The organism is Kitasatospora sp. NPDC094015 (assembly GCF_040304075.1).
In the GTDB taxonomy this organism is placed as follows: Bacteria; Actinomycetota; Actinomycetes; order Streptomycetales; family Streptomycetaceae; genus Kitasatospora.
In genome coordinates this window covers 20976-47957 of record NZ_JBEOUL010000005.1, presented here as the reverse complement: position 1 = coordinate 47957, position 26982 = coordinate 20976, and the positions used below count along the sequence as shown (strand labels likewise).

Below are 26982 nucleotides of genomic sequence, written 5' to 3'. Positions count from 1 at the left end.
CATCCAGGAGATGACCCTCCCGGTCGCGCTGACCGGGCACGACGTCATCGGCCAGGCCAAGACCGGCACCGGCAAGACGCTCGGCTTCGGCCTCCCGCTGATCGAGCGGGTCGTGGTCCGGGCCGACATCGACGCCGGCCGCGCCACCGAGGACCAGCTCTCCGACAGCCCGCAGGCCCTGATCGTGGTCCCGACCCGCGAGCTGTGCACCCAGGTCACCAACGACCTGCAGACCGCCGGCAAGGTCCGCAACGTCCGGGTCCTCGCGATCTACGGCGGCCGGGCCTACGAGCCGCAGGTGGAGGCGCTCCGCAAGGGCGTCGACATCATCGTCGGCACCCCGGGCCGGCTGCTCGACCTGGCCGGTCAACGCAAGCTGGACCTCTCGCAGGTCCGCGCGCTGGTGCTGGACGAGGCCGACGAGATGCTCGACCTGGGCTTCCTGCCGGACGTCGAGAAGATCATCACGATGCTGCCGGCCAAGCGGCAGACCCTGCTGTTCTCGGCCACCATGCCGGGCCAGGTGATCAGCCTCGCCCGCCGGTACATGAGCCAGCCGACCCACATCCGGGCCGCGGCGCCGGACGACACCGGCCACACCGTGGCCAACACCACCCAGCACATCTTCCGCGCGCACTCGCTCGACAAGGTCGAGATGGTCTCGCGGATCATGCAGGCCGAGGGCCGCGGTCTCGCGATGATCTTCTGCCGCACCAAGCGCACCGCGGCGGACGTCTCCGAGCAGCTGACCAAGCGCGGCTTCGCGGCCGGCGCCGTCCACGGCGACCTCGGCCAGGGCGCCCGCGAGCAGGCCCTGCGGGCCTTCCGCAGCGGCAAGGTCGACGTCCTGGTCTGCACCGACGTCGCCGCCCGCGGCATCGACGTCGAGGGCGTGACGCACGTCATCAACTACCAGTGCCCCGAGGACGAGAAGACCTACCTGCACCGGATCGGCCGCACCGGCCGGGCCGGCGCCTCCGGCACCGCCGTCACCCTGGTCGACTGGGACGACATCCCGCGCTGGCAGCTGATCAACAAGGCGCTGGACCTGAAGTTCCCGGAGCCCGAGGAGACCTACTCGACCTCGCCGCACCTGTACGAGCTGCTGAAGATCGCCCCGGGCACGACCGGCGTGCTGCCGCGCTCCGAGCGCACCCGGGCCGGCCTGAACGCCGAAGAGGTCGAGGACCTCGGCGAGACCGGTGGCCGCGGCGCCCGTGGCGGCAGCGGCGGCAGCGGCGCGGGCGGTCGCTCGCGCGGCGGTCGCGGCGGTGCCCCGGCGGTGGCCGCGGAGCCGGAGGCCACCGAGCGTCCGGCCCGCAAGCAGCGCGAGCGCCGCCGCACCCGCGGCGCCGCCCGCGGTACCGAGGCGGCGGTCACCACCGACGCTGCGGTGTCCGACACCGTGGCGGCCGCGGCCGCGCCGGCCGTCCAGGCCCCTGCCGAGGAGGCCCCGCGCCGCGCCCGGACCCGGACCCGGAAGGCCGCGGAGCCCAAGGCCGAAGCCGTGGTCGAGGCCCCGGTGGCCGAGGCGGTCGAGGCGGTCGAGACCCCGGCCCCGCGCCGCACCCGGACCCGCAAGACCGCCGCCGCCGCGACGGCCGCGGAGGCCGTCGCCGAGGTGGCAGCCGCCGCCCCGGCCGTCGAGGGGGAGCCCGCCGAGGCCGCCCCGCGCCGCCGCACCCGCGCCCGCAAGGCCGCGGAGCCCAAGGCCGAAGCCGTGGTCGAGGCCCCGGTGGCCGAGGCGGTCGAGGCGGTCGAGACCCCGGCCCCGCGCCGCACCCGGGCCCGCAAGACCGCCGCCGCGCCGGCCGCGGACGCCGTGGTGTCCATCCCCGCGCAGGAGGGGGAGCCCACCGAGGCCGCCCCGCGCCGCCGTACCCGCGCCCGCAAGGTCGCGGAGCCGGTCGAGGTGACGCCGGAGGGCTGAGCCCCCACCCGCAGGACCGCCCCGGGCGGGCCGGATCACCGATCCGGCCCGCCCGGCGGCGTTCCCCCCGGCGGCCGGCGCCCCCGCCCCACCTGCGGCGTTTCCACCGCCCCGGCGGCCTTCCGGCGGGCGCCCGCGCCGTAAGCTCGGACCACCCGATCCCGGTACCGGAGGAGCCCGCCCCGATGAGCACCCCGCCGTTCCTGACCCTGCCCGGCTGCGCCCGGGCCCTGCGGCTGCCGACCGCGCGCGGGGAGTTCGCCGCGCTGGTGGCCGAGCCGGCCGGCGCGGCCCGCGGCACGGCGCTGCTGGTGCCCGGCTTCACCGGCAGCAAGGAGGACTTCATCGCCCTGCTGGAGCCGCTGGCGGCAGCCGGCCACCGGGTGGTGGCGGTGGACCAGCGCGGCCAGTACGAGACCGGCGGGCCGGCCGACCCCGCCGCGTACGCGGTGGCGGAGCTGGGCCGGGACGTCCGGGCCCTGGCCGAGGCCCTGACCGAGACCCTGACCGACGGTGGTCCGCTGCACCTGCTGGGCCACTCCTTCGGCGGCCAGGTGGCCCGGGAGGCCGTACTGGCGGCCGAGGGCCCGCTGCCCTGGGCCTCGCTGACCCTGCTGTCGACCGGGCCCGGCCCGATCGACCCGGCCGAGGCCGCCCGGACCAAGCTGCTGGTCGACGCGCTCGTCACCATGGAGCTGGAGCCGATCTGGCAGGTCATGCAGCAGATGGAGAAGGCCCCGGCCGAGCCGTTGGCGGCGCCGGTCGCCGAGTTCCTGCACCGCCGCTGGCTGGCCAACGTGCCGCAGGCGCTGTCGACCATGGGCAGCCACCTGGTGTCCGCACCGGACCGGGTGGGCGAGCTGGCCGAGGTCCGGCTGCCCAAGCTGGTGGTGTCCGGGGTCCAGGACTACGCCTGGCCGGTCGAGGAGCAGGCCCGGATGGCGGAGCGCCTCGGCGCCCGGCTGGTGGTCGTCGAGGGCGCCGGCCACTCCCCCAACGCCGAGCAGCCGGCCGCCACGGCCGCCGCCCTGGCGGCGTTCTGGGGCTGAGCCCGCCCCGCCCGTCGACCCGCGGACCGGCGTAGCCCGGCCGCGGTCCTTCGTACCCCACCACACCCGCCCGCACCCCGCGCCGGCAGCGGTCCGCCGCAGCCGGTTCACCGGGGCGTCACAAGTCACGCGACAAAAGTCGTTAGCTCGGGTAATATTTGATTCTGTCCGGGAATCAGTACGCCCGCCCACCCCTGTCGACCGCCCCTGCCCGGGGCCGATCCGCGCTGCCTCGCCGACGAGGTCACCCGAAACCGGGATGTGACGGCCGGGCAATCGACCGGAAGCACCGATCCGGCACCGTCGTGATCGAGGCTCCGCCACCGCACCCGGTGCTCCAGGGCTCCGACGCACGGCCGCCGGAGCACCACCGCCGACGGGGGAGCGATGCGGGCACCCGCAGCGACGACCGGACAACCGCCCGCACCAGGGCCGAGCCAGCCTCGGCCGACGACGCCCCGGACACCGGGGCCAGGAAGGGAGAGGCCCATGCGCTTCGAGATCCTCCGCCTGGACGGCGCCCAGGGCGCCACCACCGACCGCCTGATCGCCGACGCGGAGACCGTCCGCGAGTACCTCAAGGCCGCCGAACTGACCGGCGAACGCCTCTACATCCGCCCGTGCAAGGCGATCTGACCGGAGCCGGACCGGCCGACGCCGCGTCCGACCCTCCGATACCCGACTGACGCCCCGCCTCCACCTCGTGGACGACGGGGCGTCGGTGCGTCCGGGCACGGCCCCCCACCAGCCCGGTGTTTGGCACCGCGACTCCCGGGACATGCCCTACCTCGGCCGCACCCGCCACCGGCCGCACCCGGCCGACTGGCGCGACGCACCACGTACGGGTGACCGTCCTTGACGCGGCGGACCGGAGGGAGGACCGTTGTCGGCTATGAGGGGCGAGCCAAGCTGCCCGAGGTGCGCCGGTCGGGTCCGCGCCCCAGGCCTCTTCTCCGACACCTGGCAGTGTGACCAGCACGGCGGCGTCTACCCGATGCAGCCGGTGCTGCCCCCCAGCGTGGAAGCCCTGAGCGTGGCCGTGGCCCGCTCCCAGGTGCCCGTCTGGCTGCCCTGGCCGCTGCCGGTCGGCTGGCTGTTCACCGGCATCTCGCACGCGGGTGACGACCTCTCGGGCGCCCGCGCCACCGCGGTCGCCTGCTCGGGCCCGGCCCCGCTGGGCGGGTTCGGTGAGCTGATGCTGGTCGCCGAGGAGCTCGGCGTCGGCCTCGGCGCCCGGTACGCGGGGCTGCCCGGCCCGGATCCGGGCGATTCGGTCTCGCTCTACAAGCCCGCCGACGCCAAGCTGATGGCGGCCGGCCGGCCCACCCCGATGTTCCACGTGCCGGAGGCGCCGCCGGACCGCGCGGTGTACGTCGGCGAGGCCCGCGGCCTGTGGCTCTGGGCGATCGCCTGGCCCGAGCAGTCCGCCCTGCTGATGCACGACGAGCTGGTCATCACCGACCTGCGGGACGCGGGCGCCGAGCTCGGCCTGCTCCCCTGCGGAGCCCTCTCCCCACGCCTGCTCGGCTGACTATCCTGGGGCCACCCGACCCACAGGAGCCCCGCCCGTGCGCATCGACCTGCACGCCCACAGCAACGCCTCCGACGGCACCGACACCCCGGCCGAACTGGTCGCGGCAGCGGTGGCCGCCGGGCTGGACGTGGTCGCGCTGACCGACCACGACACGGTGGCCGGGCACGCCGAGGCCGCCGCGGCGCTCACCGACACCGGGCTGACCCTGGTGCCGGGCGCGGAGCTGTCCTGCCACACCGATGGGATCAGCCTGCACCTGCTGGCGTACCTCTTCGACCCCGCGGAGCCGGCCTTCGCCGCCGAGCGGGAGCTGGTGCGCACCGACCGGTTCCGGCGCGGGCGGGCGGTGGTCGAGCGCTGCCGCGAGCTGGGGGCGCCGATCACCTGGGAGCAGGTGCAGCGGATCGCCGGCGACGGCTCGGTGGGCCGCCCGCACATCGCCAGCGCGCTGGTCGAGGCGGGGGTGGTGGCCACCGTCTCGGACGCCTTCACCGCCGAGTGGCTGGCCAACGGCGGGCGGGCCGACGTCCGCAAGCACGAGACCGACCCGGTGACGGCCGTCCGGCTGGTCCGGGCCGCCGGCGGCGTGCCGGTGTTCGCCCACCCCGGCGCGTCCAAGCGCGGTGACACCGTCTCCGACCAGGTGATCGCCGAGCTGGCCGAAGCCGGCCTGGCCGCGCTGGAGGTGGACCACACCGACCACGACGAGCCGACCCGGGCCCGGCTGCGCGGCCTGGCGGCCGAACTCGGCCTGCTCACCACGGGATCCAGCGACTACCACGGGCACCGCAAGACGGTCCGGCTCGGCGAGTGGACCACCGATCCGGCGGTGTACGAGGCGCTGGTCGCCCAGGCCACCGGGGCCCGCCCGCTCACCGGCTGAGCGCCGGCGGCACCACCGGCCCGCACCACCGCCCGTCACCACCGGACGCCCCACCCGCTGCCCGCTGCCCGGCCCGCCGCCGATCCGTCAGGCGGCCGAAATCGTGCATCTCATGACAGACTCGGACAATCCTCCCCATGGTCCTCCGAGTCGAGAGCCGCGAGATGAGCGAGCAGCAGCAGGGCCGGGCCGACCGGTGAGCCTCTTCGACACCACCGTGTTCGGCTCGCTCTTCGTCACCCTCTTCGTGATCATGGATCCGCCGGGGACCATCCCGATCTTCCTCGCGCTGACCTCCGGCCGGGCCGCCCGGGTGCAGCGCAAGATGGCCTGGCAGGCGGCCGCGGTGGCGCTCGGCGTGATCACCTGCTTCGGCCTGTTCGGCCAGCAGATCCTGGACTACCTGCACGTCTCGATCCCCGCGCTGCAGGTCTCCGGCGGGATCCTGCTGCTGCTGATCGCCCTCGACCTGCTGACCGGCAAGATCGAGGAGCCGACCCAGACCAAGGACGTCAACGTCGCGCTGGTGCCGCTCGGCACCCCGCTGCTGGCCGGCCCGGGCGCGATCGTCGCGGTGATCCTGGCGGTGCAGAAGGCGGACGGCGGCGCCGAGTACGCGGCCGTGTGGACGGCGATCGTCGCGATGCACGTGGTGTTGTGGCTGACCATGCGCTTCTCGCTGGTGATCATCCGGATCATCAAGGAGGGCGGTGTGGTGTTGATCACCCGACTCTCCGGGCTGCTGCTCTCCGCGATCGCCGTCCAGCTGGTGGCCAGCGGGGTGTTCGCGTTCATCAAGTCCTACGACTGACCCGCCCCCGGGGCGGTCCGGGTGGCGGCGGGTCAGTCCAGCGGCACCGCGCGCCGCTGCGGGTCGCGCAGGTCGGTGCCGTGCCGCAGCCAGCGCTCCTCCAGGGCGGCGGCGCCCTGCACCCGCTTGAATGCGGCCTCGTTGGGGGTCATCGGCAGCAGCGGCAGGAAGCGCACCGGGTCCGCCGGGTCGGCCAGCTCCAGGTCAGCCACCAGGCCGCCCGGCTCGGCCACCAGGACCGAGGTGAACGGCGCGCCCGGCCACAGCGGGTCGCCCACGTCCAGCGATCCTCCCGGGGCCACCACCAGGCCCTCGACCTGCGGGGTGGCGGCGAAGGTGGCCAGCGTGCGGAGCACCTCGTCGCGCCCCCCACGGACGCTGAGCACCAACTCGGCCCGCGGCCCGCGGACCGGATCGGCGACCACCGCGGACGGGTCCGCCATCGGCGCCGCCGCCATGCCCAGCGTCGCGTACCGGACCAGCCCGTCGCCGTCCGGGCCGAAGCGCAGCACCTCGATCCGGTCGGCCCCCAGGAAGGTGACGGAGGCCCGGCCGGCCGGCTCGCCGAAGGTGGTCAGCAGCCGCGCCTCGACGGCCGCGAGCACCGCCGCGCGCGAGAGGTCCGACGGCTCGTCAGGGGAGGAGAAATCACCGAACAGCGGGAAATCGTGCGACATGCAGGCGACCTTAGCGCCCGGCCGCGCGGGCAGGTTCGGGCACACTCCAACACGGCCGCACTCATAGCTGTTAGTGTGAGGAGATGGCTACCCGGGTCTTCTGACGCCCGGAGCCGCGGCATGAAGGAGGTGGTTGCGGTGGATACCAGCCGACCATGCAGTACCGGCAGCTCTGCCCGACCTGCTCGCCTCCTGCGCCGCCAGCGTTGATCTCGCGGTAGACAGGCCGGCGTACGCGCGGTCGGGAGAGCACCTTCCCCGGAGCCGAACCGTCCAAACTCCGCCCCTGGCAGGTTTCCTGGACACCCCGCAGCCTGCCCGCTGCACACCGGCCCCGGCATCCACCGGTGTTCCCGCCGTCGCATCCGGCCCTTCCCAGCACCGCCGTGCGACGGCCCCTGCCCAAGGAGCCTGCTGCCATGTCGATGATCAACAGCCTGCGCGCCGCCGTCCGTCCGGGCCGCCGCCGGACGGACCCGTACGACCCGATGCACCCCGGCAACCCCACCTCGGCGGTCGTCGACTGCGCGGTCTACCAGCACGGCAAGCGGGCCGGCGAGGCCTGCAGCCCGCGCGAGGCGGCGCGACTGGTCAAGCTGTTCCGGCAGGAGGACGAGGGCTCGTTCAGCTGGATCGGCCTGCACGAGCCCACCGAGGCCGAGTTCGAGGGCATCGCCCAGCGGTTCGGCCTGCACCCGCTGGCCGTCGAGGACGCGGTGCACGCGCACCAGCGCCCGAAGGTCGAGCGCTACGACAACGTGCTCTTCGCGGTGTTCAAGACCATCCGCTACGTCGACCACGACCAGCTGACCCCGACCAGCGAGGTGGTCGAGACCGGCGAGCTGATGGTCTTCGCCGGCCGGGACTTCGTGATCACCGTCCGGCACGGCGGGCACAGCTCGCTGCACGAGCTGCGGCACCGGCTGGAGGCCGACGCCGACGGTTCCGGGCTGCTCGCCAAGGGGCCGGCCGCGGTGCTGCACGCGATCGCGGACCAGGTGGTCGACAACTACCTGCTGGTCGCCGACCGCCTGCAGACCGACGTGGACGAGATCGAGTTCGACGTCTTCGCCAACAAGGGCGGCCGCGGCGCCGACGTCGGCCGGGTCTACCAACTCAAGCGCGAGGTGCTGGAGTTCAAGCGCGCGGTGGCGCCGCTGCTGCGGCCGATGCAGCTGCTCTCCGACCCGCTCCAGCGGCTGGTCGACCCGGACATCCAGAAGTACTTCCGGGACGTCGCCGACCACCTGGCCCGGGTGACCGAGCAGGTGCACGGCTTCGACGAGCTGCTCAACTCGCTGCTCCAGGCCAACCTCGCCCAGGTGTCGGTCGCGCAGAACGAGGACATGCGCAAGATCACCGCGTGGGCGGCGATCTTCGCGGTGCCCACCATGATCACCGGCATCTACGGCATGAACTTCGACTACATGCCGGAGCTGCACCACAAGTACGGCTACCCGCTGGTGCTCGGCAGCGTGCTGGTGATCTGCGTCGGGATGTACCGGGGCTTCCGCCGCAACGGCTGGCTGTAGCGGCGGGCCCGGTCCGGCCGGTGCGGCAACGGGGCCGGGCGGATCGGCCCGGCCGCCGTGGTCAGCGGCGGCCGCCGCGGGCGACCAGCACCAGGCCGACCAGGATCAGCCCGACCGCCGGGTAGGCCGCCACCGGCGGCCACTGGCCCAGCCAGAACGCGGCGATCAGGGCCGCGCCCGGCGTCTCCAGCAGGATCGCGGTCGAGGTGACCGAGGGGCCGAGCGTGCGGACCACCCGGTTGCTCAGCGAGTGGCCGAGCAGCTGGGCGGCGACCATCAGCAGGGCGATCTGCCACCAGACCCCGGCCGACCAGCCGGACAGCCCGATCCCGGTCAGCAGGCAGGTGCCGAGCAGCACCACGGCGGTGGTGGCGTAGCAGATCAGCGTGTACGCGGTGGTGCTGACGGTCCGCCGGACCTCGGCGCCGAGCAGCATGTAGCCGGCCGCGGCGAGGCCGGCGAGGAGTGCCAGCGCGTCGCCGCGCAGCGCGCGCGGGGAGAGCGACAGGTCGACCCCGGTCAGCACCAGCACGCCGAGGAAGGCCACGCAGGTGCCGAGCCAGACCAGCCGGGGCGGGCGGTGGCCGAGCAGCCGCAGCAGCAGGATGGTCCACAGCGGGGTGGTGGTCACCAGGGCGGTGGCGGAGGCCACCGAGGTCATCCGCAGGCTCGGCATCCAGAGCCCGAAGTGCAGCGCCAGCAGCGCCCCGGCGGCCATCGCGAGCAGCAGCGCCCGCCGGCCGATCCCGCGCAGCTCGGCCCGGTGGCGCAGCAGCGCGTACGGCCCGAGGACGCCGACCGCCATGACGTTGCGCCAGAACGCGATGGCCAGCGCCGGGGCGGCGGTGGCGCTGATCAGCGGGGCCGAGAGCGAGATGCCCCCGACCGAGACGGCGAGCAGCAGCAGGTCGACGCGGGGCAGCGCGGGCGGCCGACCGGCGGCGTCGCCGGCCCGGGCCGGGGCGGCTGCGGTGACCTCGTCGGTCGGGGCGGCAGGCACAGCTCTCCTCGGGAGGGGAGGGACGGAACCCGACCACGGTAAGGCCTCTCACCGCCCCATGGCACTGACGTCCTGCCCGGTGAGACGGGTGGTGGACGCCCAGGCCGTACGCTGTCCGCCATGGAGCCTTCGACCACCACGGCAGCCGACCTCCTCGACCGCGCTCTGCTGGAGGAGGCCGCGAAGAAGTCCGGCCTGCTCTGGGTGCGGGCCGAGGGGCAGCAGCAGGCGCGTGCCGTCTGGCACGCCTGGCACGACGGCGCGGTGGTGGTGGTCGGCGACGGTGCCGAGCAGCCGCTGCACGGTCTGGCCGCCGGGTCCACCGCCACGGTGACCGTGCGCAGCAAGGACAAGTGGGGCCGGCTCACCAGCTGGCCGGCCACCGTCGGCGAGCTGGCACCGGGCAGCGAGGCCTGGCAGGGCGCGGTGGAGGAGCTCAAGGGCAAGCGGCTGAACGCCCCGGACACCGACACCATCGGCGAGCGCTGGGCCCGCGAGTGCCGGGTGCTGCGGCTGGCCCCGGCCGGCCCGCTCGGCGAGCAGCCCGGGGCGATGCCGGACGGCTCGCTGGTGGCCGAGCCGATGCCGTCCCCGGCGACCACCCGGCTGGCGATCCCGGCGGGGCTGCCCAAGCTGCTGCTGAAGCGCCGCAAGCGCTGAGCCGCGGGCGGGTCGGGGCCGTCCCCGGTGGCGGCCCGTCACACCCCGCCGCTGGTCGGCGGGCTGCCCGGTGGCCGCGCGGGTAGCCTGGGCCCGTCAGGCCGCCGCGCCGGTGCGGGTCCGGGCGAGGCGGTACGGGTCCGAGCGGGTCGGAGAGGGGAGCAGCCATGGCGGGGCCGGGCAGCCGGGTCTTCATCTCCCACCTCTCCGGGGTCGCGGTCTTCGACCCCAACGGCGACCAGGTCGGCCGGGTGCGCGACGTGGTGGTGTCGCTGCGGATCGGCGGACGCCCGCCGCGGGTGCTCGGCATGGTGGTCGAGGTGGTCGGCCGCCGCCGGATCTTCCTGCCGATGACCCGGGTCACCAGCCTGGAGTCCGGCCAGGTGCTCACCACCGGCGTGATCAACATGCGCCGGTTCGAACAGCGCCCCTCCGAGACGCTGGTGCTGGCCGAACTGCTGGACCGCACCGTCACCCGGGTGAAGAGCCGCGAAGAGGTCACCGTCCTGGACGTGGCGATGGTCCAGACCCGGGTCCGCGAGTGGGAGATCAGCAAGGTCTTCGTGCAGGTCGGCAAGGTCGGCCGGCTGCGCAAGGCGAAGGGCGAGACGCTCACCCTGGACTGGTCGGCCGTCACCGGCTTCTCGCTCGCCGAGGAGGGCCAGGGCGCGGCCAACCTGCTCGCCACCTTCGAACAGCTGCGTCCGGCGGACCTGGCCAACGTGATGCACCACCTGTCCGCCAAGCGCCGGGCCGAGGTGGCCGCCGCCCTCGACGACGACCGGCTGGCCGACGTCCTGGAGGAGCTGCCCGAGGACGACCAGGTCGAGATCATCGGCAAGCTCAAGGACGAGCGGGCCGCCGACGTGCTGGAGGCGATGGACCCGGACGACGCCGCCGACCTGCTCTCCGACCTCCCCGAGGAGGCCGCCGAGCGGCTGCTGCGGCTGATGGAGCCGGAGGACGCCGCCTCGGTGCGCCGGCTGCTGTCGTACGAGGAGGACACCGCGGGCGGGCTGATGACCACCGAGCCGATCGTGCTGGAGCCGGACTCCACCGTGGCGGAGGCGCTGGCCCGGGTCCGGATCTCCGACAACAAGCCGGCGCTGGCGGCCCAGGTGTACGTCTGCCGGCCGCCCACCGAGACCCCCACCGGCAAGTACCTCGGCACCGTGCACTTCCAGCGCCTGCTGCGGGAGCCGCCGTACACCCTGGTCGGCTCGATCGTCGACGACGACCTCGACCCGCTGCCCGCCGCCACCCCGCTGCCGCTCATCACCAGCTACCTGGCCGCCTACAACCTGGTCGCCGCCCCGGTGGTCGACGAGGCGGACCACCTGCTCGGCGCCGTGACGGTGGACGACGTGCTCGACCACCTGCTCCCCGACGACTGGCGCGAGGCGGCGCTGCACGGCGACACCCACGAGCACGAGAGCGAGGCGGCCGGTGGACGCTGACCGGAAGCGGCGCGAGGACGGCCCGCGCCAGCGGCTCCAGGGCGACCTGCGGCAGCTGCGGCAGCTGCGCGAGCTGCGGGTGCGCGAGGGCACCCGGATGCAGCGCACCGAGAGCCCGAGCGGCAGCGCCCGGATCCGGCTCGACCAGCCGCGCACCGGCCGGCCCGGCCTGATCAGCCTGCCGGCGTACGACCCGGAGGCCTTCGGCCAGCTCTCCGAGCGGATCGCGCGCTTCCTGGGCACCGGGCGGTTCATCGTCTGGATGACGGTGGTGGTGCTGGTCTGGGTGGTCTGGAACACCCTGCTGCCGGACAGCGTGCACTTCGACGACTACCCGTTCATCTTCCTCACCCTGATGCTCTCGCTCCAGGCGTCCTACGCGGCCCCGCTGATCCTGCTGGCGCAGAACCGGCAGGCCGACCGGGACCGGGTCAACATGGAGCAGGACCGGGCCCGCAGCGACCGCAACATCGCCGACACCGAGTACCTGACCCGGGAGGTCGCGGCGCTGCGGCAGGGCCTCGGCGAGGTCGCCACCCGGGACTTCCTGCGCTCGGAACTCCAGGGACTGCTCAAGGAGCTGGACGAGCGCCGGGGCGCCCCCGAGGTGCTGTGACCGTCGGCACGTTACCGGGGGGTCGGGGGCCCGGCCGGGCGCCGTACCATCAAGGCATGGCCAACGAGACAGAGGTTGCGGCCGGCGTGACGGAGGAGTCCGTACGCAAGGCCCTGGCGACGGTGCACGACCCGGAGATCAACCGTCCGATCACCGAGATCGGGATGGTGAAATCCGTCGAGATCGCCGACGGCGGCGCGGTCCGCGTCGCGGTGTACCTGACCGTCTCCGGCTGCCCGATGCGCGAGACCATCACCAACCGGGTCACCGAGGCCGTCGGCCGGGTGCCCGGGGTGAGCGGGGTCGAGGTCGATCTGGACGTGATGAGTGACGAGCAGCGCAAGGAGCTCTCCCAGCTGCTGCGCGGCGGTGCCCCCGAGCGGGAGATCGCCTTCGCCAAGCCCGGCACCCTGACCCGGGTGTACGCGGTCGCCTCCGGCAAGGGCGGGGTCGGCAAGTCCTCGGTGACGGTCAACCTGGCCGCCGCGTTGGCCGCCGACGGCCTCAAGGTCGGCGTGGTCGACGCCGACATCTACGGACACAGCGTGCCCCGGATGCTGGGCGTGGACGGCCGTCCCACCCAGGTCCAGGACATGATCATGCCGCCGGCCGCGCACGGCGTGAAGGTCATCTCGATCGGCATGTTCACCCCGGGCAACGCCCCGGTGGTGTGGCGCGGCCCGATGCTGCACCGCGCCCTCCAGCAGTTCCTGGCGGACGTCTACTGGGGCGACCTGGACGTGCTGCTGCTCGACCTGCCGCCGGGCACCGGTGACATCGCCATCTCGGTCGCCCAGCTGGTCCCGAACGCCGAGATCCTGATCGTCACCACCCCGCAGATGGCCGCCGCCGAGGTGGCCGAGCGGGCCGGCACGATCGCGCTGCAGACCCACCAGAAGATCGTCGGCGTGATCGAGAACATGTCGGGCATGCCCTGCCCGCACTGCGACGAGCTGATCGACGTCTTCGGCACCGGCGGCGGCCAGACCGTCGCCGACGCGCTGACCCGCTCGGTCGGCGCCAGCGTCCCGGTGCTGGGGTCGATCCCGATCGACGTCCGGCTGCGCGAGGGCGGCGACGACGGCCGCCCGGTCGTGCTCGCCGCCCCCGACTCCCCCGCCGGCGCCGCCCTGCGCACCATCGCGGGCAAGCTCGGCGGCCGCCAGCGCGGCCTGTCAGGCCTCTCCCTCGGGCTCACGCCCAAGAACAAGTTCTGAGCCGCCTGGCCACCGGCCCGCGGGTCAGGCGGCCAGTTGCTCGACGGTGGGACGGGGCGGTTCCGGGGCGTGTCCCGGGGCCGCCCCGCGCTTGCGTGGGCGGGGCGCCGTGAGCGGGGTGGGGCGGGCGGCGCTCCGGTGCGGTGCGGCGGCGGGCGCGGTGGTACGGCCGCGGGCCACGCAGAGCATCACGTAGCAGGTGCGGACGGCGCCCAGCGCGAAGGCTGCCCCGAGCCCGGCCCACAGGAGCGGACCCCGGGTCAGCGCGTACCCCGCGAACAGCGCGTAGGTCGCCAGGTTGACCGTGAGCAGGGGCCAGCCCGAGTCGGTCCTGGCCCGGTCCAGGCGTTGCCAGGTCGTGCGCGGCCCGCCCAGGGGGTACGGGCCGAACCGCTGCTTGAGCGTGGGTCGTTGAGGTCGCTGCGCCATGGCACCCATGACACCGCCGGCCCGCGGGCCCGCGCAACGAACCGGCCGATGGTTTGGCAGGTGTCGGCGCGCGGGCCGGTCGGGCGCGATACGGCGGGCGGCGCCGGCGGGCGCTCAGCGGCCGCGGTAGACCCCGAGGTCCGCCACCGCGCCGAACCCCACGCCGTACGCGCTGACACCCCGCCCGTAGGCGCCGAGCAGGACGCCCGGGGCCTCGCCCGCCAGCACCCAGCCGTACTCCGACTCGCGGTAGCGGAACGGCTGCGGCAGGCCGCTCACCGGCAGGGTGAGCGAGGACCAGCCGGGGCCGTCGAGGTCGTCGGCGAGGTCCCAGGCGAGGGCGGACTGCTGGTCCATCCAGTCCTGGCGCAGCGCCCGGTCGAGCTGCCCCGGCCAGGTCGCGGCGAGCAGGCCGGAGCCGGCCAGCCAGGCCGCCGAGGAGGCCGAGGTGGCCTCCAGCGTCCCGGTGTTGTCGGCGCTGCGGCGCCCGGGTCTGCGGGCGACGGTGACCACCACGGCGAACCGGCGGACGTCGCGGGCCTCCGGCTGCTTGGCCGGCTCGTCGCCGTGGCCCAGCGTGCCGTAGTCCGCGCCCGCGTCCTGCTGCGGGGTGCGGATCCCCGGTCCGGCGCCGACCTGGCCGAGCCAGCGCCGGCCGGTCCAGCCGTCGTCCAGCCCGTACCAGGGGAAGTCGGCCGCCTGGTAGGGCGCCATCGGGTCCACCGGCTCGGCCGGCTTCCTGCCGCCCGTCACCGGGTGCTCCGGCCCGGGCGCACCGGGCGCCCCCGCCGGGGCCGTCCCCACCGTACGACTCGTCGCGTCCATCCGGCCGCCTCCTCCACACAGGTCTCCGTCCCGCGGCGCGCTCCGGATCGGCGCCCCCCGCGGCATTCAGCACAATAGCGGCGGACACGGCTGCGCCCCGCTCAGCCGGGTGGCCGGGCGGGGCGCGGAGAGCGCTTCTCAGGTGGCGTCGAGGTCGTACGGCGGCCGCTCGTCGGCGGCCAGCGGGGTGGCCGGGCTCTTGGTCAGGTTGGTGGCCGGGGCGGCTGCCGCGGCGGCCGTGGCGGCGCCGGCGGGCTCGTCGTTCAGCACCGACTTGAGGTCCAGGCCGTCCTTGAGCTCCTTGAAGCCCAGCGGGTCCTCGGTGCTGCCGAGCAGCTGCTTGCGGACGAAGGTCTTCGGGTGCAGGTCCTGGAACTCGAAGTCCTGGAACTCCGGGCCGAGCTCGTTGCGGATGTCCTCCTTGGCGCTGTCCGCGAACGACCGGATCTTGCGGACGAAGCCCATGGTGTCCTGGATCAGCTTGGGGAGCTTGTCCGGACCGAAGATCACCACGGCCATCACGAGCAGGGTGATGACCTCGAGTGGGCCTATGTCAGTGAACACGTAAGCTCCCCAGCTCCTGATGACGAACCCGATGAGCTCTGCGGACAACGGTCAGTACAGCGTAATGGCCACCGGCCGATCCGTGCCCCTTCGCACGATGAAGCGGTGGTGAAGAGCTTCCCCGCTGCCCGCCGGCCACTGCCCGGGCGGCTCAGCGCAGCAGCTGGTTGGGGTATCCCACCGGGGTGGCGGCCGGCTGCGCGGGCGGCTGGGCGGCCCGCGGCGGCTGCTGGCCGGTGTCCGGGGAGGGGGACGCGGCGCGGTACCGCACCGGGTAGTCCACCGGCATCTCGGCGGTGACCGGCAGGACGGCTCCGCTGCCGGGGCCGCGGACCGGGGTGACGGTGGTGCTGTGCTGCTCGTCGCCGACGCCGGCGCCGACACCGCCGAGCGTGACGGCGGCCACCGAGAAGGCCCCGGCGGCGGCGAAGACCAGGCGGCGCCCGCGCGGGGCGGCCGGGCGCAGCAGCGGGACCTCGGTGGCGGCGGCCAGCGGGCGCACCGAGGGCAGCAGGCCGCGCCGGCCGGTGCCGAAGGGCTGCGGACCGGGGCGCTCGGCCCGGGGGTCGACGCCGGGTATCGGCGCCTCGGCCCCGAGCGCTCCGCCGCCGAAGGAGGAGCCCGCGCCACGCCCGAAGGAGCCGCCGGTCAGCCGGCTGCCGCCGAAGGTGCCCGCGGCGGCCTCGGCGGCCGCCGGCGGCACGCTCTCGCCGCCGCCCGGGCCGTCGCGGTGCTCGTCGTCCGGCAGGGCGGCGACCGCCATCAGCCGGGACATCAGCAGCGAGGAGGGTGCGGGGGTGCCGGTACGGGTCAGCAGGTGCTTGACGGCGCGGCCCTCGTCGGCCTCGGCCAGGCACTCGGGGCAGGTCGCCAGGTGGGCCTGGACGCGCTCGCGGGAGTCGTGGCCGAGCTCGCCGTCGAGGTAGGCGGAGAGGCGGTCACCGAGGTGGTGCTCGTCGGCGGCCGGTTCGGGCGGGCGGCCCGGGCCGGGGCGCAGCCCGACCGTGCCCTCCTCGCTGCGCCGGCCCAGCTGGAGCCGGCCCGGCCCGCGCCGGGCGCGGCCGGACTCGGCCGGACCGCCGCCGCTCACGAGCCCCCCCGGTCGCTCTCACCGGTCGGCACGGCGCCGACCGGCAGCGGCTCCTCGGAGCCGCCGCGCCGGGCGCGGCCGGGCACGGTGCCGGGGGCGCGGTGCTTGAGCGCGGCGCGCAGGTGCGAGCGGCCGCGGTGGATCCGGCTGCGGACGGTCCCGAGCTTGACGCCCAGGGTGGCCGCGATCTCCTCGTACGACAGGCCCTCGATGTCGCAGAGCACCACGGCGGCCCGGAACTCCGGCGCGAGGGTGTCCAGCGCCTGCTGGACGTCGGCGTCGAAGTGGGTGTCGCTGAAGTGCTGGGCGGGGCTGGGCTCGCGGCTCGGCAGCCGCTCGGCCGCGTCGTCGCCGAGGGCGTCGAAGCGGATCCGCTGCCGTCGGCGGACCATGTCGAGGAAGAGGTTGGTGGTGATCCGGTGCAGCCAGCCCTCGAAGGTGCCGGGGGTGTAGGTCGACAGCGAGCGGAAGACCCGGACGAAGACCTCCTGGGTCAGGTCCTCGGCGTCGTGCTGGTTGCCCGTCAGCCGGTAGGCCAGGCGGTAGACCCGGGCGCTGTGCGCCTCGACGATCTCCTCCCAGCTGGGCGGCGTCCAGCCCTGCGCGTCGGGCCCCTCTGCGAAGGTCGCGCGCGTGGCGGCGACCTCGGCCACCGGGTGGTCGGCTGCGGTCGACGTGTCCAGGGGGGTTTGCACAGACTGGTTCATCACGGGCTTCGGCGTACGGGCCGACGTGGTGCCGCGGAAGTGCCGCCGCACAGGGACGTCGCCCTCGGCCACACCTCCTCGGTCGGCTCTTCTGCCCAGCAGGGCCACCACCATATCCACCTCACCCGTCGGATCCGGATAAGAGCGCTCGAGTACCACCTGACCGGGCGGGCCCGCGGCCCGCGCGGGGTCGGTGCGCACCCGGATCGCCGCTCCCGTGAGGTGACAACGGCCGGTCGCCGAACGCGGTTCCCGCCCGGCCAGTAGTGTGTGGCTGAAAATGTCGACATCAGGTCGGCATCCGCCGCTCGGGGAGAGGCAGCCATCACCGACTTCGGGCCCGCGCGCGCGGCCCTCGCGGACACCTACGTGGGCGAGGACGCGGTGCTGACCTACGCCCGGTCCCTGTCCGCGCGGACCGGCATCCGGGCGATCGGCCCGAGCGGCGGGGCGTGCCTGCGGCTGCTGGCCGCGGCACTGGACGCCAAGGCGGTGGCGGAGATCGGCACCGGCACCGGCGTCTCCGGGGTCTACCTGCTGCGCGGCATGCGGCCGGACGGCGTGCTCACCACCGTCGACTCGGAACCGGTGCGCCAGCAGTACGCCCGCGAGGCGTACCACGCGGCCGGCTTCGCGGCGAACCGGTCCCGGTTCATCCCCGGCCGGGCGCTGGACGTGCTGCCCCGGCTCGCGGACGGCCAGTACGACCTGGTGTTCTGCGACGGCGACCCCGCCGAATCCCAGCAGTACCTTGCAGAATCGTTGCGGCTGCTGCGGCACGGCGGGATGGTCTGCTTCGAAGGGGTGTTCCAGGAGGGCCGGCTGGCCGAGCCCGACCAGCACGACCCGCAGACGCACGCCGTGCGGGAGCTGGTCCGCGAGGTCCGGGAGAGCGAGCTGCTGCTGCCCGCGCTGCTCCCGGTCAGCGACGGGCTGCTGTGCGCCGTCAAGCGCTGACCCCGGACCGGCACCGGCGAAGCCGCCGGCCCCGGGCATGCGAAGGGCCCGCGTCCTGCTCGGACGCGGGCCCCGCACACAGCTCCGGGAGACGAGGGCAGCTCCCGCTAGGTCAGTCGCAGACCTTCTTCAGCGCCTCGCCCAGCTCCTCGGCCTCCTGAGGGGTGAGTTCCACCACCAGGCGCCCACCGCCTTCCAGCGGAACGCGCATGATGATGCCTCGCCCCTCTTTGGTGACCTCGAGCGGGCCGTCGCCCGTCCGCGGCTTCATGGCCGCCATGCTCGTTCCCCTTCCTGCAACCGCGCAGCTCCGTACCGGAAGTCCGTCCACCGCCGGTATCGAACGCATTGATCGGAAGCCATTATCCCGCATGCGGCGCCCCGATGACCAACATCGCCCTCGCCAGCGGGCCCGGCAGGCCCTCCGGAGGCGTCCGCGGGCGGGGTCCCGGGCGCCCCGGGCGGTGTTCGACACGCTGTCGCGGGGTGCGATACCTCACACTCCCCAGGGCGCCCCGGCCTCCGTCATGCTGGCCTGGATCCGTGCAAGGACCGCCCCACGACTCCCGGGAGCCCTCAGCCCATGACCGACTCCGTGCTGTACGACATCGACCGCGGCCTGGCCGTCATCACGATCAACCGGCCGGAGGCGATGAACGCCCTGGACGTGCCCACCAAGGTCGCGCTGCGGGACGCCGTGACGGCGGCCGGCGAGGACCCGGCGGTCCGCGCGGTGCTGCTGACCGGCGCCGGGGACCGGGCGTTCTGCGTCGGGCAGGACCTCAAGGAGCACCTGGGTCTGCTCAAGCAGGCCGAGGAGACCGGCTCGGCGCCGCTGAAGACCGTCTCGGAGCACTACAACCCGCTGGTGCGGGCGCTGACCGGGATGCGCAAGCCCACGGTGGCGGCGGTCGGCGGAGTGGCGGCCGGCGCCGGCGCCTCGCTCGCCTTCGCCTGCGACTTCCGGATCGTGGCCGACACCGCCGGGTTCAACACCGCGTTCGCCGGGATCGCGCTCACCGCCGACTCCGGCGCCTCCTGGACGCTGCCCCGGCTGGTCGGCCACGCCCGGGCCACCGAGCTGCTGATGTTCCCGCGCACCGTGAAGGCGGCGGAGGCGTTCGACCTCGGGCTCGCCACCCGGGTCGTCCCGGCCGCGGAACTCGCCTCCGTCGCGCTGGAGTTCGCCCGGGAGCTGGCCGAGGGTCCGACCGTGGCGTACGGGGCGATCAAGGAGTCGCTGGCCTACGGCGCCGACCACTCGCTGAGCGAACTGCTCGACAAGGAGGACGAGTTGCAGACCCTCGCGGGCGACAGCGAGGACCACCGGATCGCGGTGCGGGCCTTCCTGGCCAAGGAGAAGCCGGTCTACCTGGGCCGCTGACCCGCGCCCCGGGCGGGGCACCGCCCCCGCTCCCGCGCCCCGGCCGCCGCCCGGGCCCGGCTCAGGCCCCGGCGGCCTCGGGGTGCGGCGGGCGGTCCGTGCGCACGTGGCAGTCGACCAGGTGGTCGTCGACCAGCCCGCAGGCCTGCATCAGCGCGTACGCGGTGGTCGGGCCGACGAAGCGGAAGCCGTTCTTCTTCAACTCCTTGGCCAGCGCCGTCGACTCCGGCGTGACGGCCGGCACCTCCGCGAGCGTGCGGGGGGCCGGCCGGTCCGGACCGGCGGCGAAGCGCCAGACCAACGCGTCCAGGCCGCCGTCGAGTTCGCGGGCGGCCCGGGCGTTGGCGATGGTCGCCTCGATCTTCGCCCGGTTGCGGATGATGCCCTCGTCCTGCAGCAGCCGCTCGGCGTCGGCCGGTCCGAACTCCGCGACCTCGGCGATCCGGAAGCCCGCGAACGCCGCCCGGAAGCCCTCCCGGCGGCGCAGGATGGTGATCCAGGACAGCCCGGACTGGAAGGCCTCCAGGCTGATCCGCTCGAACAGCGGGTCCTCGCCGTGCACCGGCCGGCCCCACTCGGTGTCGTGGTAGACCCGGTAGTCGTCGGCCGACTCGCCCCAGGGGCAGCGCAGCAGCCCGTCGGGCCCGGGCACCGCCCCGCTCAACGCTCGCCCGACCGCTCGCCCGACCGGTCGGCCGGCTGCCGGCCGGCGGCCTCGGCGCCGCCCACCACCTTGGCGAAGTCCTCCAGCCCCGGCAGCGGTTCCGCGCCCGGCTCGCCCTCGGCGCCGGCCTCGACCGCGCCGCGGACCACCGCGGCCGCCTCCAGCTCGGCGATCCGCTCGTCGCGGTGCGCCAGCTCGGCGGCCAGCCGGTCGAGCACGTCGTCCACCTCGTCCATCCGGTAGCCGCGCAGCGCCATCGGCAGCCGCAGGCCGTCCACGTCGAACCGGTTCAGCGGGCGGTCCTGCGGGAACCTGACCGTCATCCGGTCGTGCTCCGCCTCCGGCAGCGTGCCACCGCCGCCCAGCGCCACCAGCGCGGCGCCGCCGACCACCACGGCCATCGCCACCACGATCACCCAGAACACGAGCTGTCCTCCAGAGTTCCCGGTCGGCCTCGACAGAGGTGGGATCATGGACCCCGGTAGGCCGGGGCCCATCATTGCACCCGGAGAAGCTGTGGAGGAGACACCGGTGGCACTGCGCCTTGGGCCGCGAGAGTTCGGCGACGACGAACTGGTGATCATGGCCATCGTCAACCGGACCCCGGACTCCTTCTTCGACCGGGGCGCGACCTTCGCCGACGAGGCCGCCTTCGCCGCGGCCGACCGCGCGGTGGCCGAGGGCGCGGCCATCCTCGACATCGGCGGGGTCAAGGCCGGGCCGGGCGAGGAGGTCACCGTCGAGGAGGAGCTGCGCCGCACCGTGCCGTTCGTGGCGCAGCTGCGCGAGCGCCACCCGGCGGCCGTGATCAGCGTGGACACCTGGCGCCACGAGGTCGGCGAGGCGGTCTGCGAGGTGGGCGCGGACCTGCTGAACGACGCCTGGGGCGGGGCCGACCCGAAGCTCGCGGAGGTCGCCGCCCGGTACGACGTGGGGCTGGTCTGCACCCACGCGGGCGGCGCCGAGCCGCGGACCCGGCCGCACCGCACCGGCTACCCGGACGTGATGGCCGACATCCTGGAGGTCACCGTGGGGCTGGCCGAGCGGGCCGCCGCGCTCGGGGTCCGCCGGGACGCGCTGATCATCGACCCGGGGCACGACTTCGGCAAGAACACCCGGCACTCGCTGGAGGCCACCCGGCGGCTGCCGGAGATGACGGCGACCGGCTTCCCGGTGCTGGTCTCGCTCTCCAACAAGGACTTCGTCGGCGAGACCCTGGACCGCCCGGTCGACCAGCGGTTGCTGGGCACGCTGGCCACCACCGCGGTCTCCGCCTGGCTGGGGGCCCGGATCTACCGGGCGCACCAGGTCGCGGAGACCCGGCAGGTGCTCGACATGGTGGCCTCGATCCGCGGCACCCGGCCGCCGGCGGTCGCCCGGCGCGGGCTGGCGTGAGCGCCGGCGGCCGGCCCCGGTCGGCGGCCGGTCTCAGGCCGGGGTGCCGTTCGGCCGGCGGGTCGCTTCCAGGATCTTGAGCACGTCGTCGATCTCGTCGGTGACGTGGAACAGCTCCAGGTCCGCGGCCGAGGCCTTGCCCTGGGCGACCAGGGTGTCGCGCAGCCAGTCGACCAGGCCGCCCCAGTAGGCGGTGCCGAAGAGGATCACCGGGAACCGGGTCACCTTCTTGGTCTGCACGAGGGTCAGCGCCTCGAACAGCTCGTCCAGCGTGCCCAGGCCGCCGGGGAGCACCACGAAGCCCTGCGAGTACTTCACGAACATCGTCTTGCGGACGAAGAAGTACCGGAAGTTCAGGCCGAGGTCGACGAACTCGTTCAGCCCCTGCTCGAACGGCAGCTCGATGCCGAGGCCGACGCTCAGCCCGCCGGCGTCCGAGGCGCCGCGGTTGGCCGCCTCCATGGCGCCCGGCCCGCCGCCGGTGATCACCGCGTAGCCGGCCTCGGAGAGCGCCCGGCCGATGGCCACGCCGGCCGCGTACTCGGGCGAGTCCACCGGGGTCCGGGCCGAGCCGAAGACGCTGATCGCGGCCGGGAGTTCGGCGAGCGCGCCGAAGCCCTCGACGAACTCGGAGGTGATCCGCCAGACCCGCCACGGGTCGGTGTGCAGCCAGTCGGTCGGGCCGGTGGTGTCCAGCAGGCGCTGGTCCGTGGTGCTGGTGCCGACCTGGTCACGGCGCAGCAGCACCGGGCCCTTCTGCTTCTCCGGCCAGGGCTTCTTGCGCTCGGGCGCGCCGAACTCCTCCGGCCCGGTCCCGTCGTTCGTGTCATCTCCTGTGGCTGTCATGACGAAACCCTACGCCTGCGATGACGTCTTTTCGGGAAACGCCGGAGGGCGTCCGGTGAAACCGCCGGCCGCGCCCCGTACGCCCCGTGAGCCCCGCCGGACTCAGCCCAGCCAGCCGCGCAGCCGCTCCTCGACCTCGGCGATCGCGGTCAGCGAGCAGTGCTCGTCGCGCTTGTGGGCGAGGTTGGGGTCGCCGGGGCCGTAGTTGACGGCCGGGACGCCGAGGGCGGTGAACCGGGCCACGTCCGTCCAGCCGTACTTGGCCCGGGGCCGGCCGCCGACCGCGGCCAGGAAGTCCTGGGCGGCGGGCCGGCCGAGGCCGGGCAGCGCGCCGGGCGCGGAGTCGGTGACGGTGACCTGGTAGCCCTCGAACACCTCGCGGACGTGGGCCTGCGCCTCTTCCTGCGAACGGTCGGGCGCGTAGCGGAAGTTGACGGTCACCACGCACTCGTCGGGGATCACGTTGCCGGCCACCCCGCCGTCGATCCGGACGGCGTTCAGGCCCTCGCGGTACTCCAGCCCGTCGATCTCCACCGTGCGCGCCCGGTACCGGTCGAGCCGGGTGAGCACCTCGGCGGCATGGTGGATGGCGTTGTCGCCGAGCCAGCTGCGGGCCGAGTGGGCCCGGGTCCCGGTGAGCGTGACCTGCACCCGCAGGGTGCCCTGGCAGCCGCCCTCGACCACGGCGCCGCTGGGCTCCAGCAGGACCGCGAAGTCGGCCTCCAGCCAGTCGGGCCGGTGCGTGGCGAGGTGGCCGAGGCCGTTGCGGGAGGCCTCGATCTCCTCGCAGTCGTAGAAGACGTAGGTGAGGTCGCGGTTGGGCTCGCTCAGCGTGGCGGCCAGCCGCAGCTGCACCGCGACGCCGGACTTCATGTCGGAGGTGCCGCAGCCGTAGAGCAGGTCGCCGTCCACGTACGAGGGCAGGTTGTCGGCGATCGGCACGGTGTCCAGGTGGCCGGCCAGCAGCACCCGCTCGGTGCGGCCCAGCGTGGTGCGGGCGACCACGTTGTTGCCGTACCGCTCGACGGTCAGGTGCGGGAAGGCGCGCAGGGCCTCCTCGACCGCGTCGGCGAGCGGCTGCTCGTCGCCGCTGACGGACGGGAAGTCGACCAGCTGCGCGGTCAGGGCGCCGCCGTCGAGGGTCAGGTCGAGGCGCGGGTTCGGGCTGCTCATGGTCGCCCAGCCTATCGGTGGCCGCCCGCCCGGGGCCCGACCGCCCGGGCCCGGCGCGGGCGGGGTGGCGGGCCGGGTGAGAGCGCGGTGGCGGGCCCGCGCCGGCCGTCGGTGCGCAGGTCGGCGGGGTGGTCCGGCAACCGGGGCGGGGCACCCGGGCGTCCGACTGGGTACGGTGTGCGGGCGGTGTGATCGGACGAGAGGAGCTCAGGTGTCCGAGGAGACGGGCGGCGGACCGGGCGGCTCCGGGCGCAAGCGGCGGCGCGGCCGGCCGCTGCGGCGGCTGGCGACCGGGTTCGTGGCCCTGCTGGTGGTGGCCGGACTGGTGCTGTACCTCAACCGGGACAAGCTCTCCGCGCCGCCGGAGGGCTGCCGGATCGACACCGCCGCCGGCTCCGGCACGCTGGACCTGGTGCAGGCCGCCAACGCCGCGACGATCACCGCGGTGGCGCTCTCCCGCGGGCTGCCGGAGCGCGCGGTGACCATCGCGCTGGCCACCGCGATGCAGGAATCCAAGATCCACAACCTGGACGGCGGCGACCGCGACTCGGTCGGCCTGTTCCAGCAGCGCCCGTCCCAGGGATGGGGCACGGCGGCCCAGATCAAGGACCCGGTCTACGCCACCAACAAGTTCCTGGACAGCCTGGTCAAGGTGCCCGGGTACGCCCGGCTGCCGCTCACCGACGCGGCCCAGCAGGTGCAGAAGAGCGGATTCCCGCAGGCGTACGCCAAGCACGAGACCAATGCGACGCTGGTGGCCGCCGCGCTGACCGGACGCGAGCCGGCCGCGCTGACCTGCGTGGTGCACGAGCTCTCCGGCCCGGCGCCGGCCGCCCCGACCTCCTCGCCGCCGGCCTCCGCCGCGGCCCCGGCCGCCGCGAGCGCCTCCCCCGCCGCCGGCCAGCAGCCGGTCGGGCTGACCGACCGGGTGCGCCGGGAGTTCGGCCGGGCGGTCTCGGTGGCCCCCGCCCCGAAGGCCGGCAAGGACCCGCGCGAGATGCTGGCGCTCACCCCGCAGCCGACCGCGACCGCCGACTCCGGGCCGAACGCGACCCGGCAGGCCGGCTGGGCGGTCGCCCAGTGGGCGGTGGCGCAGGCCCAGGACCTCGGGATCGGCAGCGTGGTCTACGACGGCAAGGTCTGGCGGGTGGACCGGCCCAAGGACGGCTGGAAGGCGCAGACCGAGAGCTCGGGCACCGACCAGGTGCTGGTCGGGCTCGGAGCCCCGGCCAAGAAGTGACCGGGAGCCCGCGGACGGCTTGACGGACTGGTGAGCGGGTTACCGCCCAACGGGTGATTCGCGTCAATCCAGGGTTACCGCCGAGGAGCGCCGGGCCGGGTGGCGCACCGGGCCCGGCGGCGGCTTGCGCCGACCTGTCGCACCAAGGGGAGTGACGATTCTTCGGCCACGCTCGACCGGGTCGATTTGTCCCGAATGCCAGAAAGCGGATCGTCCGATCTTTAGGTCCCCTTTACCTTGACGGCCCGAAACCTTCTCGCTCCTGCGGCGGTAATCACGTCGTCCGCCCGACGGACACCCGTCGCCACCGGCACCCGTCGCCGGGGGCCGCGCCGGGCATCCTCACCTCTTAGGAGCACCATGTCTCACCCCCTCAAGCGCCGGATCGCCCAGGCCGCGCTGCTGGTCGCAGCAGCCGGTGCGGCGCCCATGGCAGTCGCCGGGAGCGCGTCCGCCGCCGACCTGGTGCCGCAGACGGACCTGGGGGCCGGCCTGACGTCCACGCTCGACAACGCGCCCAGCTCCTCCGCGACGGTGCAGGACACGGCCCACGAGTTCGGCCAGGTCGCCGGCGCGACCGGCGCGGAGACCGTCGCGACCGGCGTCCCGCTGGCCGCCGACGCGGCCGGCAAGACCGTGGCGCACGCGCTGCCGGACACCAACCAGTCGCTCGGCAAGGTGACCTCCCCGGCCGCCAGCACGGCCGCCGCGGCCGGCACGGTCACCAAGCTGGCTGCCGTGGCGGGCCCCGCCCTGGTCGAGCGGGTCGGCCCGGCGCTGACCGACAAGGTCGCGCCCGCCGTCACCGACAAGGTGGTCCCGGCCACCACCCGCAGCGCCTCCGCCGCCAGCTCCCCGCTCGGTGCGGCGAGCGGCCTGCTGCCCACCAGCGGCCTGCCGGGCACCGACGCGCTCACCGGCCTGACCCACGCCGTCCCCGGCGCCGACGGCCTGACCTCGCTGGCCCACCCGGCCGCCGAGAACCGGCTGGGCGGCGTCCCCGGCCTCGGCAGCACCCCGCTGGACGGGCTGACCGGCGGCCTCGGCCCGATCGGCGGCCTGCTCGGCGGCATCGGCGGCGGCGGCCTGGGCGGCTGACCGCAGCCCCGGCAGACACCGGCCCCGGGGCAGGACGGCCCGGGGCACGCCGAGGGGGCGGGCGCACACCGTGCGCCCGCCCCCTCGGCACGTCGCCGTCAGGCGGTCAGCCGCTCCACCGCCGCCGCCACCCGCTCGTCGGTGGCGGTGAACGCCACCCGCACGAACCGGTCACCGGCCGGGCCGTAGAAGTCGCCGGGCGCCACCAGGATGCCCAGCCCGGCGAGTTCCGCCACGCTCTCCCAGCACGGCCGGTCCTGGGTCGCCCAGAGGTACAGGCTCGCCTCGGAGTGCTCGATCCGGAAGCCGTACGCCTCCAGCGCCGCCCGCAGCACCGAGCGCCGGGCGGCGTACCGCTCGCGCTGCTCGGCCACGTGGGCGTCGTCCGCCAGCGCGGCGACGGTCGCCGCCTGCACCGGCGCCGGCACGATCATCCCGCCGTGCTTGCGGATCTCCAGCAGCTCCCGCACCACCACCGGGTCGCCGGCCACGAAGGAGGCGCGGTAGCCCGCCAGGTTGGAGCGCTTGGAGAGCGAGTGGACCACCAGCAGGCCCTCGTGGTCGTCGCCGCACACCTCGGGGTGCAGCACCGACACCGGGTCGGCCTCCCAGCCGAGCTCCAGGTAGCACTCGTCGCTGACCAGCAGCACCCGGTGCTCGCGCGCCCACTGCACCGCTCGGCGCAGCTCGGCGGCGGACAGCACCCGGCCGGTCGGGTTGGACGGCGAGTTCAGCCAGAGCAGCCGGACCCGGGAGCCGTCCAGGTCGTCCACGGAGTCGTACGCGACCGGCTCGGCGCCGCACAGCCGGGCGCCCACCTCGTAGGTCGGGTAGGCCAGCCGCGGGTACGCGACCTGGTCGCCCGGGCCGAGCCCGAGCTGGCCGGGCAGCCAGGCCACCAGCTCCTTGGAGCCGATGGTCGGCAGGACGGCCTGCGGGCCGATCCGGGCGCCGAGCCGGCGGGCCAGCCAGCCGGCGATCGCCTCGCGCAGCTCCGGCGGGCCCCACACGGTCGGGTAGCCGGGGGTGTCCGTCGAGGCGGCCAGCGCCTTCTGGATCAGCTCCGGCACCGGGTCGACCGGCGTGCCCACGGAGAAGTCGCACAGACCGCCGGGGTGGGCGAGCGCGGTCGCCTTGTACGGCTCCAGCCTGTCCCAGGGGAACACCGGCAGGAGGTCGGACACGCGGCGCGCCGCCCCCGGGTGGCCCGGGAGCGGCGCGTGCTTGCTGTTCTCGATGCTCAC

General features: G+C 74.8%; 29 protein-coding genes. 16 read left to right on the top strand and 13 right to left on the bottom strand.

All coding sequences use genetic code 11. From position 1 onward, the window contains the following. Positions 1 to 10 precede the first annotated feature (10 nt). The 6 genes from ABT014_RS08230 to ABT014_RS08205 all read left to right on the top strand — a co-directional run bounded on the left by ABT014_RS08230 (position 11) and on the right by ABT014_RS08205 (position 6207). Positions 11 to 1930, top strand: coding sequence for a DEAD/DEAH box helicase (locus ABT014_RS08230; RefSeq protein WP_350637851.1), 1920 nt, complete (start codon positions 11 to 13; stop codon positions 1928 to 1930). 185 nt (positions 1931 to 2115) lie between these two features. Beyond that, on the top strand, positions 2116 to 2979 hold the full coding sequence (locus ABT014_RS08225) for an alpha/beta fold hydrolase (RefSeq protein ID WP_350637850.1): 864 nt from the start codon (positions 2116 to 2118) through the stop codon (positions 2977 to 2979). Positions 2980 to 3468: 489 nt separating this feature from the next. Beyond that, the gene (locus ABT014_RS08220) at positions 3469 to 3615 is read left to right on the top strand and encodes a DUF8834 family protein (RefSeq protein ID WP_350637849.1); all 147 of its coding nucleotides are present in this window, start codon (positions 3469 to 3471) and stop codon (positions 3613 to 3615) included. A 256-nt stretch (positions 3616 to 3871) separates the two neighbouring features. Continuing rightward, positions 3872 to 4510: a DUF6758 family protein gene (locus tag ABT014_RS08215; protein ID WP_350637848.1), complete on the top strand. Its 639-nt coding sequence runs from the start codon at positions 3872 to 3874 to the stop codon at positions 4508 to 4510. A 37-nt stretch (positions 4511 to 4547) separates the two neighbouring features. Then, positions 4548 to 5396: a PHP domain-containing protein gene (locus ABT014_RS08210; protein ID WP_350637847.1), complete on the top strand. Its 849-nt coding sequence runs from the start codon at positions 4548 to 4550 to the stop codon at positions 5394 to 5396. Positions 5397 to 5592: 196 nt separating this feature from the next. Beyond that, positions 5593 to 6207 (top strand): MarC family protein, encoded by a 615-nt coding sequence (locus ABT014_RS08205; RefSeq protein WP_350637846.1) that lies wholly within the window; start codon positions 5593 to 5595, stop codon positions 6205 to 6207. A gap of 32 nt (positions 6208 to 6239) precedes the next feature. Here the strand turns inward: ABT014_RS08205 and ABT014_RS08200 are convergent, their stop codons facing one another. Next, a complete protein-coding gene (locus ABT014_RS08200; RefSeq protein WP_350637845.1) occupies positions 6240 to 6884 on the bottom strand; it encodes a suppressor of fused domain protein in 645 nt (214 codons plus the stop codon). A 419-nt stretch (positions 6885 to 7303) separates the two neighbouring features. On the opposite strand from ABT014_RS08200, the gene corA reads away from it, so the two are divergent. Then, entirely contained in the window at positions 7304 to 8416 is a 1113-nt protein-coding gene (corA, locus tag ABT014_RS08195) for a magnesium/cobalt transporter CorA (RefSeq protein WP_350637844.1), read from the top strand. Between the two features lie 61 nt (positions 8417 to 8477). On the opposite strand, the gene ABT014_RS08190 is transcribed toward corA, so the two are convergent. Next, entirely contained in the window at positions 8478 to 9416 is a 939-nt protein-coding gene (locus ABT014_RS08190; RefSeq protein ID WP_502894898.1) for a DMT family transporter, read from the bottom strand. A gap of 120 nt (positions 9417 to 9536) precedes the next feature. Between ABT014_RS08190 and ABT014_RS08185 the strand changes: the two genes are divergently transcribed. The 4 genes from ABT014_RS08185 to ABT014_RS08170 all read left to right on the top strand — a co-directional run bounded on the left by ABT014_RS08185 (position 9537) and on the right by ABT014_RS08170 (position 13366). Further along, positions 9537 to 10076, top strand: coding sequence for a pyridoxamine 5'-phosphate oxidase family protein (locus ABT014_RS08185; RefSeq protein WP_350637843.1), 540 nt, complete (start codon positions 9537 to 9539; stop codon positions 10074 to 10076). A gap of 167 nt (positions 10077 to 10243) precedes the next feature. Beyond that, positions 10244 to 11533 (top strand): magnesium transporter MgtE N-terminal domain-containing protein, encoded by a 1290-nt coding sequence (locus ABT014_RS08180; RefSeq protein WP_350637842.1) that lies wholly within the window; start codon positions 10244 to 10246, stop codon positions 11531 to 11533. Between the two features lie 97 nt (positions 11534 to 11630). Beyond that, positions 11631 to 12149 carry a DUF1003 domain-containing protein gene (locus ABT014_RS08175; protein ID WP_350638095.1) on the top strand — a complete coding sequence of 173 codons (519 nt, stop codon included), beginning with the start codon at positions 11631 to 11633 and terminating at the stop codon, positions 12147 to 12149. 56 nt (positions 12150 to 12205) lie between these two features. Next, on the top strand, positions 12206 to 13366 hold the full coding sequence (locus tag ABT014_RS08170; RefSeq protein ID WP_350637841.1) for an Mrp/NBP35 family ATP-binding protein: 1161 nt from the start codon (positions 12206 to 12208) through the stop codon (positions 13364 to 13366). Positions 13367 to 13390: 24 nt separating this feature from the next. On the opposite strand, the gene ABT014_RS08165 is transcribed toward ABT014_RS08170, so the two are convergent. From ABT014_RS08165 to sigE, 5 genes are all read right to left on the bottom strand, one after another. Continuing rightward, positions 13391 to 13795: a hypothetical protein gene (locus tag ABT014_RS08165; RefSeq protein WP_350637840.1), complete on the bottom strand. Its 405-nt coding sequence runs from the start codon at positions 13793 to 13795 to the stop codon at positions 13391 to 13393. Between the two features lie 114 nt (positions 13796 to 13909). Next, on the bottom strand, positions 13910 to 14620 hold the full coding sequence (locus tag ABT014_RS08160; protein WP_350637839.1) for a hypothetical protein: 711 nt from the start codon (positions 14618 to 14620) through the stop codon (positions 13910 to 13912). Positions 14621 to 14758: 138 nt separating this feature from the next. Further along, positions 14759 to 15184, bottom strand: coding sequence for a sec-independent translocase (locus ABT014_RS08155; protein ID WP_350637838.1), 426 nt, complete (start codon positions 15182 to 15184; stop codon positions 14759 to 14761). 151 nt (positions 15185 to 15335) lie between these two features. Next, positions 15336 to 16274 carry a zf-HC2 domain-containing protein gene (locus ABT014_RS08150; RefSeq protein ID WP_350637837.1) on the bottom strand — a complete coding sequence of 313 codons (939 nt, stop codon included), beginning with the start codon at positions 16272 to 16274 and terminating at the stop codon, positions 15336 to 15338. Next, a complete protein-coding gene (sigE, locus tag ABT014_RS08145; RefSeq protein ID WP_502894897.1) occupies positions 16271 to 16981 on the bottom strand; it encodes an RNA polymerase sigma factor SigE in 711 nt (236 codons plus the stop codon). The genes ABT014_RS08150 and sigE overlap by 4 nt, the downstream gene beginning before the upstream one ends. A gap of 288 nt (positions 16982 to 17269) precedes the next feature. On the opposite strand from sigE, the gene ABT014_RS08140 reads away from it, so the two are divergent. After that, positions 17270 to 17938, top strand: coding sequence for an O-methyltransferase (locus ABT014_RS08140; protein WP_502894909.1), 669 nt, complete (start codon positions 17270 to 17272; stop codon positions 17936 to 17938). A 112-nt stretch (positions 17939 to 18050) separates the two neighbouring features. On the opposite strand, the gene ABT014_RS08135 is transcribed toward ABT014_RS08140, so the two are convergent. Continuing rightward, entirely contained in the window at positions 18051 to 18218 is a 168-nt protein-coding gene (locus ABT014_RS08135) for a DUF3117 domain-containing protein (RefSeq protein WP_350637835.1), read from the bottom strand. Positions 18219 to 18521: 303 nt separating this feature from the next. Here ABT014_RS08135 and ABT014_RS08130 point away from each other — a divergent pair, with 303 nt between their 5' ends. Then, on the top strand, positions 18522 to 19322 hold the full coding sequence (locus ABT014_RS08130) for an enoyl-CoA hydratase-related protein (RefSeq protein WP_350637834.1): 801 nt from the start codon (positions 18522 to 18524) through the stop codon (positions 19320 to 19322). A gap of 61 nt (positions 19323 to 19383) precedes the next feature. On the opposite strand, the gene ABT014_RS08125 is transcribed toward ABT014_RS08130, so the two are convergent. Next, positions 19384 to 19986: a DNA-3-methyladenine glycosylase I gene (locus ABT014_RS08125; RefSeq protein WP_350637833.1), complete on the bottom strand. Its 603-nt coding sequence runs from the start codon at positions 19984 to 19986 to the stop codon at positions 19384 to 19386. Beyond that, complete coding sequence (locus ABT014_RS08120; protein ID WP_350637832.1) at positions 19983 to 20411, bottom strand: DivIVA domain-containing protein; 429 nt, start codon at positions 20409 to 20411, stop codon at positions 19983 to 19985. Before ABT014_RS08120 ends, ABT014_RS08125 begins: the two co-directional genes overlap by 4 nt. Positions 20412 to 20568: 157 nt before the next feature. Here ABT014_RS08120 and folP point away from each other — a divergent pair, with 157 nt between their 5' ends. Then, the gene (gene folP, locus ABT014_RS08115) at positions 20569 to 21381 is read left to right on the top strand and encodes a dihydropteroate synthase (protein WP_350638093.1); all 813 of its coding nucleotides are present in this window, start codon (positions 20569 to 20571) and stop codon (positions 21379 to 21381) included. A gap of 33 nt (positions 21382 to 21414) precedes the next feature. Here the strand turns inward: folP and ABT014_RS08110 are convergent, their stop codons facing one another. After that, positions 21415 to 22227: an LOG family protein gene (locus tag ABT014_RS08110; RefSeq protein ID WP_350637831.1), complete on the bottom strand. Its 813-nt coding sequence runs from the start codon at positions 22225 to 22227 to the stop codon at positions 21415 to 21417. Positions 22228 to 22329: 102 nt separating this feature from the next. Next, positions 22330 to 23400 (bottom strand): succinyl-diaminopimelate desuccinylase, encoded by a 1071-nt coding sequence (gene dapE, locus ABT014_RS08105; protein ID WP_350637830.1) that lies wholly within the window; start codon positions 23398 to 23400, stop codon positions 22330 to 22332. Between the two features lie 211 nt (positions 23401 to 23611). On the opposite strand from dapE, the gene ABT014_RS08100 reads away from it, so the two are divergent. After that, positions 23612 to 24640: a VldE C-terminal domain-containing protein gene (locus ABT014_RS08100; RefSeq protein WP_350637829.1), complete on the top strand. Its 1029-nt coding sequence runs from the start codon at positions 23612 to 23614 to the stop codon at positions 24638 to 24640. A 360-nt stretch (positions 24641 to 25000) separates the two neighbouring features. Next, positions 25001 to 25738: a hypothetical protein gene (locus tag ABT014_RS08095; RefSeq protein ID WP_350637828.1), complete on the top strand. Its 738-nt coding sequence runs from the start codon at positions 25001 to 25003 to the stop codon at positions 25736 to 25738. 98 nt (positions 25739 to 25836) lie between these two features. Here the strand turns inward: ABT014_RS08095 and dapC are convergent, their stop codons facing one another. After that, complete coding sequence (gene dapC / locus ABT014_RS08090; RefSeq protein WP_350637827.1) at positions 25837 to 26982, bottom strand: succinyldiaminopimelate transaminase; 1146 nt, start codon at positions 26980 to 26982, stop codon at positions 25837 to 25839.